The 18,630-nt window shown below is 32.6% G+C and carries 16 protein-coding genes; all 16 read left to right on the forward strand.

The annotated features are described in order from the left end of the window. Positions 1 to 1,469, forward strand: a 1,469-nt coding sequence (locus OCV48_RS06435) for a FapA family protein (RefSeq protein WP_262559272.1), incomplete at its 5' end; no start/stop codon positions are given. Positions 1,470 to 1,483: 14 nt separating this feature from the next. Next, entirely contained in the window at positions 1,484 to 1,792 is a 309-nt protein-coding gene (locus tag OCV48_RS06440) for a hypothetical protein (protein ID WP_021983623.1), read from the forward strand. Positions 1,793 to 1,929: 137 nt separating this feature from the next. Further along, positions 1,930 to 2,760, forward strand: coding sequence for a DUF6115 domain-containing protein (locus OCV48_RS06445; RefSeq protein WP_147591434.1), 831 nt, complete (start codon positions 1,930 to 1,932; stop codon positions 2,758 to 2,760). Positions 2,761 to 2,877: 117 nt separating this feature from the next. Next, a complete protein-coding gene (locus OCV48_RS06450) occupies positions 2,878 to 3,453 on the forward strand; it encodes an MltG/YceG/YrrL family protein (RefSeq protein WP_021982794.1) in 576 nt (191 codons plus the stop codon). 224 nt (positions 3,454 to 3,677) lie between these two features. After that, the gene (gene rpsB / locus OCV48_RS06455; RefSeq protein ID WP_021982795.1) at positions 3,678 to 4,418 is read left to right on the forward strand and encodes a 30S ribosomal protein S2; all 741 of its coding nucleotides are present in this window, start codon (positions 3,678 to 3,680) and stop codon (positions 4,416 to 4,418) included. A 124-nt stretch (positions 4,419 to 4,542) separates the two neighbouring features. Next, entirely contained in the window at positions 4,543 to 5,649 is a 1,107-nt protein-coding gene (tsf, locus tag OCV48_RS06460; protein ID WP_021982796.1) for a translation elongation factor Ts, read from the forward strand. Between the two features lie 319 nt (positions 5,650 to 5,968). After that, a complete protein-coding gene (locus OCV48_RS06465; protein WP_021982797.1) occupies positions 5,969 to 7,339 on the forward strand; it encodes an NAD(P)/FAD-dependent oxidoreductase in 1,371 nt (456 codons plus the stop codon). A gap of 147 nt (positions 7,340 to 7,486) precedes the next feature. Beyond that, positions 7,487 to 7,774, forward strand: a complete 288-nt coding sequence (locus OCV48_RS06470; protein WP_021982798.1) for a hypothetical protein — start codon at positions 7,487 to 7,489, stop codon at positions 7,772 to 7,774. Positions 7,775 to 7,779: 5 nt separating this feature from the next. Beyond that, positions 7,780 to 8,376: a signal peptidase I gene (gene lepB / locus OCV48_RS06475; protein WP_147591436.1), complete on the forward strand. Its 597-nt coding sequence runs from the start codon at positions 7,780 to 7,782 to the stop codon at positions 8,374 to 8,376. A 16-nt stretch (positions 8,377 to 8,392) separates the two neighbouring features. Next, a complete protein-coding gene (locus tag OCV48_RS06480) occupies positions 8,393 to 13,252 on the forward strand; it encodes a PA14 domain-containing protein (RefSeq protein ID WP_147591437.1) in 4,860 nt (1,619 codons plus the stop codon). Next, a complete protein-coding gene (locus OCV48_RS06485; RefSeq protein ID WP_147591438.1) occupies positions 13,218 to 14,783 on the forward strand; it encodes an isopeptide-forming domain-containing fimbrial protein in 1,566 nt (521 codons plus the stop codon). Before OCV48_RS06480 ends, OCV48_RS06485 begins: the two co-directional genes overlap by 35 nt. Positions 14,784 to 14,820: 37 nt before the next feature. Then, entirely contained in the window at positions 14,821 to 15,717 is an 897-nt protein-coding gene (locus OCV48_RS06490) for a class C sortase (RefSeq protein WP_147591439.1), read from the forward strand. A 107-nt stretch (positions 15,718 to 15,824) separates the two neighbouring features. Then, positions 15,825 to 16,574 carry a SpaA isopeptide-forming pilin-related protein gene (locus OCV48_RS06495; protein ID WP_147591440.1) on the forward strand — a complete coding sequence of 250 codons (750 nt, stop codon included), beginning with the start codon at positions 15,825 to 15,827 and terminating at the stop codon, positions 16,572 to 16,574. Next, the gene (locus OCV48_RS06500; RefSeq protein WP_147591441.1) at positions 16,564 to 17,157 is read left to right on the forward strand and encodes a sortase; all 594 of its coding nucleotides are present in this window, start codon (positions 16,564 to 16,566) and stop codon (positions 17,155 to 17,157) included. The genes OCV48_RS06495 and OCV48_RS06500 overlap by 11 nt, the downstream gene beginning before the upstream one ends. A gap of 20 nt (positions 17,158 to 17,177) precedes the next feature. Next, complete coding sequence (gene rsmH, locus OCV48_RS06505; RefSeq protein ID WP_147591442.1) at positions 17,178 to 18,221, forward strand: 16S rRNA (cytosine(1402)-N(4))-methyltransferase RsmH; 1,044 nt, start codon at positions 17,178 to 17,180, stop codon at positions 18,219 to 18,221. A 26-nt stretch (positions 18,222 to 18,247) separates the two neighbouring features. Further along, positions 18,248 to 18,475, forward strand: coding sequence for a hypothetical protein (locus OCV48_RS06510; RefSeq protein WP_021982806.1), 228 nt, complete (start codon positions 18,248 to 18,250; stop codon positions 18,473 to 18,475). The last annotated feature ends 155 nt before the right edge of the window (positions 18,476 to 18,630 follow it).

Below are 18,630 nucleotides of genomic sequence, written 5' to 3' on the forward strand. Positions count from 1 at the left end.
AAATAGATGATTATCAGTTAGTAGAGCTAAATAAGGAGATAAATAATTTGACAGAAGAAAAAGTTATATTTATCTCTAATTATGTGGGTTATCCGATTAATGAATATATGAAGATTACTATTTCTAATGACAGAATGGAAGCAAAAGTCAGATTTTATCCTCCAAGTAATGATGGTAAGAGAATGGATATAGATGAGATGAAAGGTGATTTGAAAGCGCTTGGTATTAAATACGGAATTGACGAAAGAGTATTTCAAGTTATAAGCAAAACACCTATATATTGTACAGATTTTATTGTAGCCAGAGGTAAGATGGTTAGAGAAGGTACGAATGCCAGTATAGAATATTTATTTAATACAGACAGAAGAATACGTCCTAAACATAATGACGATGGCTCAGTTGATTTCCATCAGCTTAATAATATAAGCCACATAAAAATTGGAGATAAATTAGCTATACTACATATGGCTGACAAGGGCGAAAGTGGAATAGACATCATGGGAGCATATATTAATCCAAAACCTGTTAAAGATGTTAAGTTAAAATACGGTAAAAACATCAAATTATCAGATGATGGATTGAGTATTATTTCAGAAGTAAATGGTCATGCTATTTTAGAAGGCGACAGGGTATTCGTATCGGATTGCTATGATGTGCCGGGTGATGTTGATAACTCCACAGGAGATATCGATTATGAAGGAAATGTAATAATACACGGCAATGTGCGAACGGGCTTTAAGGTCAAGGCAACAGGAGATATCGAAGTAAATGGTTCAGTAGAAGGTGCTGAACTTATTTCCGGAGGTCAGGTAATATTACACCATGGTATGCAGGGAATGGCAAAAGGAAAGATTATTGCAAAGGGAAATATAGTTACTAAATTCATTGAAAGTGCAAGTGTATATTCAGGTGGATATATAGAAGCAGCAGCAATAATCCAGTGTCAGGTATCGGCAAAAGGCGATATAAGAGTAAATGGACAAAGAGGACACATAATAGGAGGACATATAAGAACATTAACTACAGTTGAGGCTAAGACGATCGGTTCAGGGATGGAAATCTCAACAGTTGTCGAAGTAGGTTATGACCCTGAATTACAAGATAAAATAGCTAATATAAAGAAACAGCTGATAGATAAGAATAATGAATATAAGTTAAATGCCCAAAGGGCTGAGGTGCTTAATAAACGCCTTAAATCAGGTATGATTAAAGATGAACAGAAGATAGAACTAAAGACATCATTAGTTAATATGCAGACTCTTCAAAGTGAATTTAATTCATTACAGGAACAGTTAGCAGGACTTGAAGAACAGAATGATAATAATAGTCAGGCATGTATTAAAGTTCAAAATTATATATATCCAGGCACACAATTGATAGTAGCCGGTGAATATTATAATGTCACTAATGAAATAAGTTATTGCGAGTTCAGAAAAATAAATGGCGAAGTTAAAATGCAACCATTATAGGAAAGGATAAGGAAATGATTGGTCCATTAGAATTTAATGGTGTTGTACAAAGAGCACAGGATATTTCGATAATAAAGCAAAATGAGGATATTAAACCCCAGTATGAGCATATGAATGTGCAAAATCAGCAACAACAGAAGTCAATAATAAAACATGAGAATGTGAATAAAAAAGATAATGCTGATGCAAAAGAGAATAAATTCGATGCTAAAGAAGAGGGCAATGGAACATATTATAGAAGACAGTATAATAAAAAGAAAAAAGAAGATGAAGATGGTACTGTTGTAAGAAAACAGTCTGGTTCATTTGATATTACAGTCTGAGCAACATTGTATAAAAAATGTGTTATAAAGTATTTGATAAATCATATAATCTGAGAAATGAAGTGAACTGAAATCAAATCATGCAAAACTAAATCAAATGAAATATCAAAGTGTCAGGAAGCAGAAGAGGTGTTAAAATGGCAGGAATGGAAATTTTTCTCATAATCATAGGAGTTACTGCGATAATCGGCAGCTTTGTTTTTGAAAAAACATTAGAGAAAAATGATAATACTAATGAGAATAACAGTGGTGTAACGGAAGCAATGCTAGAAGAGCAAGTCAGTAAAGCTGTTGATCACATATTAGATGACAGAATTGAAGAAACAGAAGCAAAGATGGATAAATTATCGAATGAAAAGATAATGGCTGTCGGCGATTATTCAGATAATGTCTTAAAGGAAATTGATAAAAACCATGATGAGGTAATGTTTCTATACAGTATGCTTAATGAAAAGGAAAAAGAAGTTAAAAATGCTGTTAATGACGTAGAAAATATAAAGAGAAGTATAAATGTCATAACTGAGAATGAGAAAGCAGATAAAGCTGATAAATCAGAGACATTTGCAAATAATCAGATAAATAATAATATAAAAAATACAAGAGTGAGTAGGGAAACAATTTCAGATGTTTCAGATATGAAAGATGAATTATTGACTCTACAGGGAAAAAAAGCTGAAGAAACTATGGAAATTAATAATGTGAGTGTTAAAGATAATAATAATTCAAATCTAACAATTTCTACAGCAAAAGACAATAGAGATAAAACAGAAAAAAATTTTAATTTGAATACAGGTAAGAAGAATAAAGGTGTTGCAATTGCACATAAAGATGTGAAGAAAAACAACAATAATAAGATTCTTGAATTGTATTCAAAAGGTATGTCAAATATTGATATTGCTAAAAAATTAAACCTTGGAATTGGTGAAGTCAGATTAGTAATTGATTTATATAGGAATAAGAAAAGATAGAACAGAAGATAAATAATGAAAATATAAAATTATTAAGTAAATAAAAAAGTAATTAAAGATTTTATATATAAAATTTAAAAATAATAAAGGAAAAAGTTAAAAAGGTTGAATAGGAAAATGAAGTTTAAATATTATCTGCGAGGGTTTGGAACAGGCGTACTGTTTGCAACAATTATTTGTATGATAGGTATGGCAATCCATAATAATCTTGCATCAAATCAGAAAATACATACAAGTTCTTCAGGAAATGTTATTAAAACAGAGTCGAAAGATAATAAGGCTACAGATGAAAATAACAAAGGTAGTGAAACAAAAGACGAACAGAACAAGACAGAAACAACTCAGAATGAAACAACCACTAATATAGAGACAACTGCACAGAATGAGACAACAACTAAGATAGAATCAACTGATGTAACGACAGAAGGCGTTGCCGGTGGAGAGAATATGCCACAGGATACAACAGATGGTAATATGAATGATTCAGGTGATACAGTTACATTAGTTATAGAATCAGGTATGACATCTAATGAAGTAGCAAGGTTATTAGAAGAATATGGTGTAGTCGAAAGTGGTTATGATTTCAATATGTATATGTACAATAACGGATATGAAAGCAGACTTAGAGTTGGTACATATGAGATAAGAAAAGGTGCATCATATAGTGAGATTGTGACTGCAATTACAAGATAGGGATTGAATTAGATAAGTAAAATACAAGAACGTTTGAAAATGTGAGAAAAATATGAGAAAAAGTAGTAAAAATACTTGAAATCAAAAAAAAATTGTGATAAACTTATAAGGCTGTGTTATAGACACAAATAGCACATATGCTGATTTCTGTATTGGTGCCCATGCTCGGGGTGATACAGAAAGGTGATGTATATGAAAGATTATTAACCAATGGAGGTAGAAAAATGAGCGTTATTTCAATGAAACAGTTACTTGAAGCAGGTGTACATTTCGGACACCAGACAAGAAGATGGAACCCTAAGATGGCTCCATACATTTACACAGAGAGAAATGGTATCTATATCATCGACTTACAGAAATCTGTAGGTAAAGTAGATGAAGCTTATAAAGCAATCTCTGATATCGCAGCAGATGGTGGTACAATCCTTTTCGTAGGAACAAAGAAACAGGCACAGGATGCTATTAAGACAGAAGCTGAAAGATGCGGAATGTTCTATGTTAATGAAAGATGGTTAGGCGGTATGCTTACTAACTTCAAGACAATCCAGAGCAGAATTAAGAGATTAAAAGAAATTGAAAAAATGTCTGAAGATGGAACATTTGATGTTCTTCCTAAGAAAGAAGTTATTGAAATCAAGAAAGAATGGGAGAAACTTGAGAAGAATCTTGGTGGTATCAAAGACATGAAGAATCTTCCAGATGCAATCTTCATTGTTGACCCTAAGAAAGAAAGAATCTGCGTACAGGAAGCTCATACACTTGGTATTCCACTTATCGGTATTGCAGATACAAACTGTGATCCAGAAGAACTTGATTACGTTATTCCAGGTAATGATGATGCAATCAGAGCCGTTAAATTAATTGTATCTAAGATGGCTGATGCAGTTATCGAAGCTAATCAGGGTGCTGAAGCTGTTGAAACAGAAGCAGTTGCTGATGAAGCAGAAGAGAATACAGAAGCATAATTGTTAATTTAATAGTTTAGATTTATAAATATTTGAAATAATAAGAATATCTTGGAGTCGGACAGGCTTTACCTGTTCGACTTTGAACAAAAATAGAAAATATCGGTTCAGGAGGATTTACGTAATGGAAATTACAGCTAAAATGGTAAAACAGCTTAGAGAAATGACTGGCGCTGGTGTTATGGCATGTAAGAATGCTTTAGTTGAGACAGACGGTGATTTCGATGGCGCTATAGAATTATTAAGAAAAAAAGGTGAAGCTACAGCAGTTAAGAAAGCTGGAAGAATTGCAGCAGAAGGAACTGTATTAGCAGTAGTTAAAGATGATAAGACAGCAGCAATCGTTGAAGTTAACTCAGAGACAGACTTTGTTGCAAAGAATGATAAATTCAAGACATTTGTTGCTAATGTTGCGAATCAGGTATTAGCTACATCAGCTAAAGATATCGATACATTTATGGCAGAAAAATGGTTATTAGATACATCTAAGACAGTTAAAGATGAATTAGTAAGCCAGATTGCTGTTATTGGTGAGAACTTAACAATAAGAAGATTTGTAAAAATAGAATCAGAAGGAATAATCGTTCCATATATCCATGCAGGCGGAAAAATTGGTGTTTTAGTAGAAGCAGCAACATCAAATACAAGTGATGAAGCTAAAGAAGCTCTTAAGAACATCGCTATGCAGATTGCAGCTCTTAATCCAAAATATACAAGTAGAAATGATATTTCAGCAGATGAAATCGCTAAATTAAGAGAAATCACAGTAGAAAGTGCATTAAATGATACATTTACACTTCCAAAACCAATTTTAACAAAATTAATTGAAAAAGCAGTTGCTGATAAAGTATGGAGTGATGAAGATATTGCTATCTACGAAGAGAAGAAGAGCAATATGAATTACTTACCAAACTTCCTTTCTAATGAAGCAAAAGCTCAGTTAGCTGAGATTGCTTTAGCTGACAAGGCTGAAATCGCTGAAAACAAAATCTTCAATGGTCTTGTTGAAGGACGTGTTTCTAAACAGCTTAAAGAAATCTGCCTTCTTGACCAGACATATGTTAAAGCAGAAGATGGAAAACAGTCTGTAGCTCAGTATGTAGCTCAGGTTGCTAAGAACTTAGGTTCTGATTTCTCTATCAAGAGCTTTGTTCGTTACGAAACAGGTGAAGGTATCGAAAAGAAGCAGGAAGACTTCGCAGCAGAAGTTGCTAAACAGATGGGAAACTAATCTGCTAGCTTAGCTTAGAATATTTAAAGCCGCTAAATATATGGGAAACTGTGTATTTGGTGGCTTTTTTGTTTTGCCGGGAAATTTCGCTGAAATTGTCATGGTAAGTAAAAAATGCTCTGAGAGGATCGCACTGCGGCGGAGCAGAAAATGTTGCTATAGCAACCCGCCGCAGGCGGAGAATGTCGCGATTGACATTCTTTATTCTGGTGTAGATACTTAAGTTTAATTATGAGTTGTATATTAGCAATTTTTATAGTACAAGCAGAAATTATATGGTATTATATTTAACAGAACTAGTGAAATGGAGGATACAAAGATGAAATATGATGTAATTATTGTTGGTGCAGGTCCGGGTGGAATTTTTTCGGCATATGAATTAATGAAAAAGAAACCAGAGCTTAAAGTCGCAGTGTTTGAAAAAGGTTATTCATTAGAGAAGCGTAAATGTCCAATTGACGGAGATAAAGTTAAGTCGTGTATTAAGTGTAAATCTTGTGCCATTATGAGTGGTTTTGGTGGAGCAGGCGCATTTTCAGATGGAAAATATAATATTACAAATGATTTTGGTGGAACATTATACGAATATATTGGTAAAGAAAAGGCAATTGCTTTAATGAAATATGTTGATGAAATCAACTGTGCTTATGGTGGTGCTAAAACACGTATGTATTCTACAACAGATACAAAGTTTAAGAAGATTTGCATGCAGAATAAATTACAGTTATTAGATGCATCTGTAAGACATCTTGGAACTGACATTAATTATATTGTGTTAGAGAATCTTTTGGCAGATTTAAAAGAAAAGGTTGATTTCTACTTTAATACACCTGTTAATAGCATTGAGAAATTAGAGGCTGGATATAAGGTTATCTATGAAAATGGAGAAGCAGAATGTAGTGAATGTATAATTTCTGTTGGCAGAAGTGGAAGCAAATGGATGGAATCAGTCTGTTCAGACTTAGACATTCCTACAAAATCTAATCGTGTAGATATAGGTGTTCGTGTAGAATTACCGGCAGTAATTTTCTCACATCTTACAGATGAATTATACGAAAGTAAAATTGTCTATCGTACACAGAAATTTGAGGATAAAGTACGTACTTTCTGTATGAATCCATACGGAATCGTAGTAAATGAGAATACAAATGGCATTATTACCGTAAATGGACATAGCTTTGAAGATCCGGCAAAGAGAACGGAGAATACAAACTTTGCACTGCTTGTTGCAAAACATTTTTCAGAGCCATTCAAAGATAGCAATGGATATGGCGAGAGTATAGCAAAATTATCTAATATGCTTGGTGGAGGAGTTATTGTCCAGAGATTTGGAGACCTTGTAAGAGGCAGAAGAAGTAATGAAAACCGTATTAAAGAGAGTACGGTTCGTCCTACACTTGCAGCCACACCGGGAGATTTAAGCCTTGTACTTCCAAAACGTATCTTAGATGGTATTATAGAAATGATTTATGCACTGGATAAAGTAGCACCTGGCACAGCAAATGATGATACACTTTTGTATGGTGTTGAAGTCAAATTTTATAATATGGAAGTTGAACTTAATAATAATTTAGAAACTAAACACAAAGGACTTTATGTAATTGGAGATGGCAGTGGAATAACGCATTCGCTGTCACATGCGTCAGCAAGCGGAATTTATGTTGCTGATTATATCACAGAGTGCGTCTGAAATTACAAAAAAATACCCAAAAATTTTTAAAAAAACATCTAAAATTTTTAAAAAACATCCAAAATTTTTTAAAAAAATTGACAGAAAATATTTTCCTTATTATAATAGCAAAAAAAAAAATAGTGTATATATTTTTGGAGTGATGCAATGGCAGAAAAAGATTTGAAAAGGTTAGGAAGAGCAGAGCTGATAGATATAATTATAGAACTTCAGAAGGAAAACACTGTCCTTACGAATAAGAATAAGAAATTAACCCAAATGCTCAATGAGAAAAATATTATTTTAAATAATGCGGGTTCAATTGCGGAGGCAAGTCTGAAACTGAATAAAGTATTTGAAACAGCCCAGGCTGCTGCTGATCAATATGTAGAATCAGTTAAGAGTATGGCGAGGGAAGAGATAAGAGAATACATGAAGCGAAAAATAGACGGGTGATGACTATGGAGGAAAGTCGTAAGAATAAAAATTTAATACCTATTCCCACACCAGAGGAAGTGAATGCTGAAAAAGAACGCATAGAACATAGAAAGAAGCAATTTAGAATAATATTTAATATAATTTATATTTTAATAGTTATTGTAGCTATTGCCTCTCTTGTAGCTACGTTGGTGCTGCCTGTACTTCAGGTTTCGGGAAAAAGTATGGAGCCTAGCTTAGATGATGACGATATAGTTGTATTGTATAAAACAAATAAATTCAAAACAGGCGATATATGTGGTTTCTATTGGCAAAATAAGTTGTTATTGAAAAGAGTTATTGCAGGCCCTTTAGATGTTGTGGAAATTGACGATGAGGGTAATGTAAAAGTAAATGGAAAAGTAATTGATGAACCATATGTTAATGAGAAGGCATTAGGAGAAAGCAACATTACATATCCATTTCAGGTACCGGAAGATAAATACTTCGTACTCGGTGATAACAGATCAGTTTCAATAGACAGTAGAAATACTATAATTGGCTGCGTTGATAAAGATCAGATTGCCGGTAAGGTAATGATTCGAATTTGGCCTTTAAGAAAATTAGGAAAGGTTAATTAATATTAGTGGTGATAATATGAGAAATATAATTAATGAACAAATCAGTAAAAAGAAAGCTATTAATAGGAATAAACATAGAATTGCAATGTTTATATCAATGCTTGCAATTCTTATAGTAATTGGTGTTTCATGGAGATTGAAAATTATCGGTATATCGATGACTGATGATGCCTCAGCAGAGGAACATATACAAAGTGCTGCAAAAGCAGAATATTTAAGTGCAGTGAATCGTGTTCCACAGGCAGGAGATTCCATATGGCTAGATGTGTCGGGGACGACCTGGTTTACGGATAATGAATGTTATGCAAGAATGTATTATTATAATACTTCGGGTAATCAGGTATATATGGACTGTATAAATGCAGGCAGTAATGGACTATGGGAATTTGTTCTTCCTTCAGATTTTAATAATGGAAGAAAGATTAAATTTGTAAGAAAAAATTTAGCAGGTGAGTATAATTCTACTGCTGATATATCATTAGTGTCAGGAAGTAATTATGTTATATATGCTATGGATGGAGGCGCATTTACAACAGATAAATGGTATTTTGATTATGTAGATACTACTATTTATATAGATAGTGCATCCTTTGGAGATATTACAGATGCTAAGATTACTGTAAATGGTACAGAATATGATATTACAAAGTTAACACCTAATAAAGATGCTTTGGTATTCAGGATATTAGAAAGCTATAAGATTCTTAAAAATGCACAATTGACACTTACTTATGATGGCAAAAGCATAAGCTTCAGTCTGAATAATTTAAGTGGTAATCTTGTTAAACTTAGTGGTGGCAGTGTTGATGCAACTGCCGGTGATTATGTAGCCGGAAGCAGATATATTTATTTTGATGCAACTTATTCACAACTCAAATATTTCTCTACAGATTCAGCATATTGTTACCAGAATGTAATTCCTACATATGGTGTAGATAATAACTCTAGAAAAAATGTAATATGTAAAGCTACAAATTCATTGGGTACAATTACGGTTACAATGAAAGTGGTTGATGGATATGATTCATATGATGGACAACTTATTTATGTAACGAATGATAAGATAGATGCATCATATACTAAATTCCAATTTATGAGTGTGGGAACAAGCGATTGGAATAATAGTGCGAATACTATTATAAGCAGTCCGGATGATGTGACTCAGAACTGCTTCATAGCTGATACAAGTGATACAGTATTATATGATAATAGTTTGAGAGGTGGATATTGGGGAACATTTAATGAAGATACTAATACTTCACAGACAAAAGATGCAGAAAAGGATAGGAATGCTGAGATAGTTAACATAGGTACCGGAACAAAAAATACAGATGGTGGTATCTTATGGGTTAATTCATCAATGTATGACTATTATACAGATTATGAATTAAATGGAAACAACAGAGATGCATATTCTAGTGGCGCATTAGCTAATACAGATGCTAACAACAATCGAAGATATATGCCTTTTAGAGAGTTCAATCAGACGTTAAGTAGTGCATATTCGGATGCAAGTGTAAAATATCCAATATACACAGGACATTTCCAGCCAAGCATCCTTGATTTTGGAACTCCTTACTTTGCAGGACTTAATGATACATTGAATTTATATGGTTCAGATAAAGTTAGTAATTTACCTAATCATAATTTCCTTTCTCTGAATAACTCTATTGAGAATAAAAATGGAGATTATAGAAGTGTTTCTTCAGGATATTATGATTATGCAACACTTGGAATTGTTAAAAGTAATCTGATTAACGGATATCCAATGTTAGAGGGTACAACTAACGATATTATTGATCCACATTTTGATGAAAAATTTCTTAGTGGAAATAACTCTAAAAATGCAGTTGTTGGTAAGTATTATGAAAAAGTAGATTTTCCATTTACAAGAAAGCAGATATTTGATGAGCCTGTTAATTATTGGTGGTTTGATAGTGCTTCAACTTCGTTAGAGCTTAAGAAGAATAGTGAAGTTGAGGGAAGATATCTGTTAGACGGAACAGCAGGAACGGTTAATAATAACAGTTTAAACCTCGATTCAACAGGAAAACCATTAGAGAGCGGGTGTGAGACTAATTCAAATAGAAATAAATATGGTTTCTTCCCATTGAATAATGGCGTTGCAGATAATAACAGCTCATATTACAATTACGGTTTTGGTAATAAAATTACAATTAATTTTAAACTTAACAGCGATGGTACCGTACAGGGAACAGATGGAAACTTTTATTCATCTAAATTCAGATTCTCAGGTGATGATGATGTGTGGGTATTTATCGATGGAAAATTAGTATTAGATTGCGGTGGAGACCATGGATATGTTGCAGGTCTTATAGACTTTGGAACTAATAGTGCATATGTTACAAAAGCTAAAGCAGCAGCTTCAAATAATTCAACATATGATTCATCTTCCGCAAGCCAATATACAATAAATTATATTGCATCAGGTAATAATGCAAACAGAATTATAACAGATAATTATTATTACAGTACATCGAATGTCATAAGTGGTGAACATCCAACAAATTATGATACAGGTAAGACTCATGAAATGGTTATCTATTTTATGGAAAGAGGTCAGTGGGAATCGAACTTATCACTTGCATTCAGTATGAATGTAGTTGATACTCTTGAGGTATCAAAACAGGTTGATTCAACTGATGTAAATACAATATTTAAAGATTATTTCAATAGTAAAATATCATTTGATTATAATATTAAGAATTTGGCAACACATTATGGTGCATATGTTTCAACAGAAAATAGCTTATCAGATGTAACATTTGCAAAGAATTTTACAGGAAATATCACATTTGGAAGTAATATTAGTCAGGGAGTCGGAGAATATCAGACTACAGGAAAGATAAGCTCGTATGATTCACATAGCAATGTAATTAAGTGGACAGCAAGTGGAACGGCATCTGATAATCCAACAAGAAATCGAAGACTCATATCCGTAGGTTCTGATACTGGTGGAAACATAGATATTACGGGAAGAAATTACCTTACATTTGGTGTGGCAACAGAAGGCGGAAAGACAGGACAACTAAAGGATTCGATTTACATAGTTGTTGAAGATGCAAGTGGAAATAAAGCATATGGAAACTTAACAGATGATGTGTGTAGTGGTTCAATATCAGCAGTAGCTACATGGTATAATTTATCAGTGAACCTTACTAAATTAACTGGTTATAATTTGCTTGATACAACTAAGATAAAAACTATTAGTGTTGAAAATGATATTCAGACATATACGTTCTTTGACAATTTTGTATTTAAGAGTTTTTCATTACTTGATGCAGGAAGCCAGAAAGGAATTAAAGATTATGGCTCTGCAAAAAGTGGCAACCTCGAAAATGCTACAGGTGCTGAATATTCTATAGAAGATATTGTAAAGACTTCGAGTAGCTCATCAGGTATGGGAACTGTAGATGAAAACGGAACATTTAATCTGACAACAGGAAAAAAAGCTATATTTAATGAACAGTTTAGAAAGGGAAGTTACATACAGATTAATGAAATCCTTAATGACGCACAGAAAGCATTATATGATACAAATGTAACCGTAGTTAATAATAATACAGATATTACTGAAGGTTATACTTATAGTACACCTTCGAGTTTTGTATTACCATCAAATGGAGGCAACATAACTAAAAGTGTTATTTCTGATGGATTAAATACATTGTTAGGAATTGACGATGGAAGAATCGAAAAGATTCTAAATACGCTTGGTACTGAAACCGGTGCAAATGAAAGTCAATATTCAAAAAATGGTATAGAAGCAAAACCTAGTGATGCCAATACAATAGTGTTCAGGTCATATGATTCACCTGATAGTGATAATAGTGATATTTCAATCAGTTTAAATTACACCAATAAAGTACGAACAGGCAGTTTGAGTATAGAGAAAGCGGAACTTGCTTCTGCACCACTAAATGTTGGAGGAAAATATACATTTACAATTAAATTCAGTAATATTGGTGGAATTGGATTGACAACGGAATCAGGAAAGGCAGAAGTAACAGTTGTAATCGTTGCAACAAAGACTAATACAGGATTTACATATATGCTAGATGGCAGTCCGGTGGCTGGAATTCCGATAATTACGGGGATACCGGTAGGAACAGAATATACTGTTACAGAGTCAACTTCAGATGATACGGGAATCGTTAAAAATACGATACTTGTAGAAAAAAGCAATGGTGACGAAGTAAGGTCAGGAGAGATTACATTTACGAACAATACATTTAGTGGTGTAATCACATATGATGAGACACTTAATACAGGTAACAAAGATGCATATACGGTTGTAAATGCCAAGAAGCCTACAACATCAATTATAATAAAGAAGAATTGGTATAACGATGCCGGACAGATAAGACCTGATAATATATATGTAAAATTACAGGTGTCAAAGGATAAAGGTACAACCTGGTCAGATGTTAAAAATGGTAATTATACTCTTCAGAGTACAGAATCCTATAAAAAGCAGATTGATAATCTTGATGTTTATGATGATTATCTAAGTGTAGACAGAGTGAAGTTAATGTATAGGATTGTAGAATGTATTAAAAGTGGAGATGATTACTATGAAATAAATAATACTACATACAAGCTTAATAATTATGAATATAAGCAGGGAGATGTAGTAGTTGCAGACGAAAATGCTGCTGATGGCAATTCGGGTACTGCAACAGTTAATAACTATTATATAATGCGTTATAATTTACCGAAAACAGGTGGATTTGGCGCTGAAAAACTAGTGTATGCAGGATTTGCAATTATGATAGCAGGCTGTATATGCTACATATATTTGATAAAAGGTAAGAAAGGGAATGATTACAATGAGAATGAAAAAAGGAATTATTAAGGAAATTGTTACATTGGGATTAGCCGTTGTAACAACTCTATCAATGGGAATAGTTGCATCAGCCGCCGATGTAACTATTAAAGGACCTAAAAATGGACATACTTATGAGGTATATCAGATATTTACAGGAGATGTTGATTCAACTAATAAGCTTTCAAATGCTAAATATGGTACTGTAGCAAAGTTAACAGGCAGTGAAAAAGTAGGTGATGCAGTACCATCTGAAACACTTAATAATTTAGCAGGCGTAGCGAGTGCTTCATCTGATAGAGCAAAGTTAGAAGAGATTCTTAAATATGTTGATGAGTCAAAATTAGATGGTACAACCGATAATCTTGCTGCTACGATTACAAATGATAAATTTACTGCAACTGTACCATCTGGTTACTATTTAATTAAAGATAAAGAGAATAGTATTTTAGATAATAATAATAAAGCAGAAGCATATACATTATATTTAGTAGCAGTAGCAGGAACTACAATCACAATTAGTCCAAAGTCAGATGTACCTACAGTAGAGAAACATGTTAAAGAAGATTCTACAGATATATGGGGAAAAGATGCAGATGCAGAGCTTAATCAGAAAGTAGAATTCAAATTAACAGGTACCCTGCCAACAGATTATGCTAATTATGAGTATTATACATATGAATTTGAAGATACATTTACAGGAATGGACTTTGATTCAACAAGTGTAAAGGTAACAATTGATAGTGAAGATGGAACAGATATTACAAGTGCATTTACAGTTGATACATCAGTAACAGGAAAAGTAACAATTACATGTACAAATTTAAAAGATAATGCAGCAACAACAGGATTAACAAAAGACAATAAGATTATTGTAACATATAAGGCTTCTTTAAATGATGCAGCAGTAATTGGTAATCCTGGTAATCCAAACAAAGTTGATTTAGTTTATTCAAACAACCCAAATGTTAAAGCAGATGGTACTAAAAATACAACAGATAAAACACCAGAGGACAAGGTAGTAGTATTTACATACGAAATTGATGTAAATAAATATGATTCAAATACAAAAACTCAACTTGCCGATGCAGAATTTGTATTAATTAATTCAGCAGGTAAATATGCAAAATTAGATGCAAATAATAAAGTAACAGAATGGGTTGCTTCATATGAAGGCGTAACAGAATGTGTATTAACATCATCAGCAACTGAAGCGATAAAAATTATTGGTTTAGATGCAAAAGATGAATATAAATTAAAGGAAATTAAAGCACCAACAGGTGGATATCAGCAGCTTACAAAGGATATTACTATTAAAATTGATGCAACAATAACTGATGCTGCTATTACAGCTATTACAGCAACAGTTGATACACCTGCATCACTTGAGTCTACAGACTATACTAATGGTAAGGTAACAGTTAAAGTACCTAATACAAAAAAATCAAATCTTCCAACTACAGGTGGTATGGGCACAAAGATGTTCTATATCGGTGGTGCTGTTCTTATGGCAGTTGCAGCAATTGCATTGGTTGTTAAAAAAAAATTAAATAGAATATAATAAAAAACAAATAAAAGCAAATAACTAGGAGGCTAAGGTGAAAAAACATTTATCTACAATATTCTTCGGGATAATATTTCTAATTGGCCTCCTACTTGTTTTATATCCAACAGTAAGTAATTTTCTGAGTAATAGAGAACAGAAAAAAGTAATAAGAGAATATAGCAATATTGTAAACAACATGGATAAAGAAGAAAAAGAGGCCATGTATAATGAAGCAGTTGACTATAATAAGGAAATATATGAAAAAGGAATGATTGATTATAGTAATCCTGATGCGGTACAAGGATATAATGATATTTTAGATGTATCCGGCACAGAAATTATGGGATATATTTCCATTCCTAAAATAAATGTGGAACTTCCAATTTATCATGGAACAAGTGATGGTGTATTACAGGTTGCCGTCGGACATCTTGAGGGCTCAAGTCTTCCTGTGGGAGGCGAAAATACTCATTGTGTGCTATCGGGACATAGAGGACTTCCAAGTGCTGATTTGTTTACACATCTTGATAGATTAAATGTTCATGATATATTTACTATTAGTGTTTTAGATAAGACATTAGTATATGAGATTGACCAGATTAAGGTAGTAGCACCGGGGGATACACAGTATCTACAGATTGAAGATGGTAAAGATTATTGTACACTTTTAACGTGTACACCATATGGAATTAATACGCACAGACTTTTAGTCAGAGGTGTAAGAGTAGCAGATTCAGATGATAAAGATAATATATATGTATATGCAGATGCATATAAGATAGATACTAAGACAGTTACTGTATTAATGGCAGTACCACTTACGCTTCTGTTATTACTTGGTATGGTAGTACATATTAGAAGAAATAAAAAAAGAAAACAGGAAATTTTGAAGATAATTAAAGAAAATAATTTAAACATAACAAATGATAAGAAAACAGAAGATAGTTAAAGAAAATGATTTATAAACACAGTAATAGTGATTAAAGAAAGTAATAGTTAAATGAATTAAGTGAATATAGAAAACAATACAATAATGGAAATAAGGTGAATTGAATAATGAAAATAAAAAGAAATAATTTGAAATCGATAGTTATACTGATATTGTTAGTAGCATTTACAGGTAGTATGGTAAAGAACATAAATGCATTTGCAGTAACAGCTTCTGATATAGATACGGATATGAAGGGTAGTATTAATGTGAAATTTAATAGTAAAGGGGATAGGAAAGTATCTGGTGAACTTACTCTTATAAAGGTCGCAGATATCAAGGAAAATGGTGATAATGATTTAGAATATGTCTATACTTCCGAATTTGATAAATGCGGATTAAACATAGATGGTGATATAGATGATACATTTGTAAATGATTTAAAAACATATATTGAAGATAATGAAATTAATGGTTATACAAAAGAAATTGATTCAGATGGAAAGATAACTTTTACAGATTTGGAAATTGGTATGTATTTTGTAATGCAGACTAATACAGATAGTTATTATAAGATTAGTCCATTTGTTGTAACTGTACCGGAAGAAATTGATGGAGAAATCTATTATGATGTAGATGCAACTCCAAAAACTGAGGTATCTAGTGTAGAAATACCTACAGTTCCTGAAGAGACAGAAACACCAGTGGAGACAACAGAAAAGATACCAGAGACAACACTGGAGGAGAAAATTCCACAGACAGGTTTATTGGTATGGCCAGTCGTACTTTTAGTTTTGGTTGGTGCATTAATGATAGGTAGTGGTATTATGTTACAGAGCGGTAAGAGTGAAAGAAAGGAAAATATGGATGAAAAATAAAATTGGAAAGGCTTTAATTGGAATTGGAGTTTTTTTGATTTTGGCTGCATTTATATTAGTTTTATATAATTTTTACCGTGAGTATAATGCAAAGAAGAAAGTGGAAAAATATCTCCCTAAGCTTGAAAAGATAATTAAAGACCATAGTGGAGGGAATAACAATGCTGATAATGAGAAGAGTTCAAAGACAATGAATATTGACGGTATGAATTTCTTGGGAATCTTATCAGTGCCATCGAAGAATTTAGAACTTCCAATTCTTGCAGATTACAGTTACGAATTGCTTGATACAGCACCTTGCAGATATAGTGGTTCTTATGATTCAGATGATTTAGTAATTGGTGGACATAATTATAGAAGCCATTTTAGTAAATTAAAAAGTATTAAAAATGGTGAAGAAATATTTTTTACATCATTTAATGGAACAGTATATAAGTACAGTGTTTTAAGAGTTGAAATCTTAGAACCGACTCAGATAGAGGACTTAATAAATAAGCAAAATACAGATGATTGGGATCTTACGCTTTTCACTTGTACATCCAGCGGGGCAGCAAGATGTGTAATCAGATGTAAATCAGAATAAAAATATTATTGGAGATTATAATGGCAGAAGAACAGGTACACAAAAGAAGAGTCAGATATAAAGGGACTCATCCAAAAAATTATAAAGATAAATATAAAGAATTAAATCCTGAAAAGTATAAAGATGATGTTGAAAAAATAATGAAAAAAGGCAAGACGCCTGCAGGAATGCATATCTCAATTATGGTTAATGAGATTCTTGAGGTTCTACAGATTAAACCTGGTGAAACAGGATATGATGCAACGCTAGGTTACGGAGGTCACACTCGCAAGATGTTAGAACAGTTAAAAGGCGAGGGTCATATGTTTGCAACTGACGTTGACCCCATTGAATCTGTAAAGACTAAAAAACGTTTAGAAGAAGCGGGTTTTGGTGAAGATATTCTAACCATTAAAAATATTAATTTTGCTAATGTTGATGAGGTAAGTACTGATAAGAAATTTGATTTTGTATTAGCAGATTTAGGAGTTTCATCTATGCAGATAGATAATCCTGAAAGAGGTTTTTCGTATAAGATTGATGGACCATTAGACTTAAGATTAAACCCACAAAAGGGCGTATCGGCAGCAGAACGTTTAAGGAAATTATCAAAGGATGAATTTATCGCTATGCTTATAGAGAATTCGGATGAACCATATGCAAATGAGATTGCAAAGGAAGTATTTGATACATTTAGAAAAGGAAAAGAGATAAAAACTACAAGTGATTTAACAGAATGTGTTAAAAATGCTCTCAGGTTTTTACCAGAAAGCGAACAAAAAGAGGCAGTTAAGAAATCTTGCCAGAGAACATTTCAGGCTTTGCGAATAGATGTAAATAGTGAATTTGAAGTTCTATATGACTTTTTAGAGAAGTTGCCTGCGGTATTAAATAAAGGTGCAAGAGTTGCTATCCTGACTTTCCATTCAGGTGAGGATAGATTAGTAAAGAAAGCATTTAAACAGGGATTAAAAGATGGTGTATATAAAGAAATTTCAAAAGATGTTATACGCCCGAGTGCCAGAGAGTGCTTTGAGAATCCAAGGTCTAAATCTACAAAACTTCGCTGGGCAATAAAGAGTTAAGATAATAATTTGAATGGAGATTTTATATGGAAGAATATTTAATAAAAAATACAACCCGTGAACAACGTGAACGTATCGTAATGGAATCACTTGGTAATATAGATGCTTTGTGTGATGGCTGTGCATCAGGAATTATAGAAATGTATGAACCATATATAGAAGGAAAGATGGAATTAAGAGAATGTACAATGAAGTTCAATGCCAGATATGTTAAAGATATGGAAAGAGAACAGAAAAGCAGTTGTAATATGTAAAAAAAACTATTGACATGTATAAATATTATGCTAGAATTGTTAGGAAGCTAACAATTACAAATCATTAAAGTACATAAACATTGTTTTATGTACTTTAATTTATTGTATAATAAGCTTTAAAGGTTAGATAACATATTTGAGGGTACAGAATACCA

It is taken from the genome of Bovifimicola ammoniilytica (assembly GCF_025567085.1).
GTDB lineage: Bacteria > Bacillota > Clostridia > Lachnospirales > Lachnospiraceae > Bovifimicola > Bovifimicola ammoniilytica.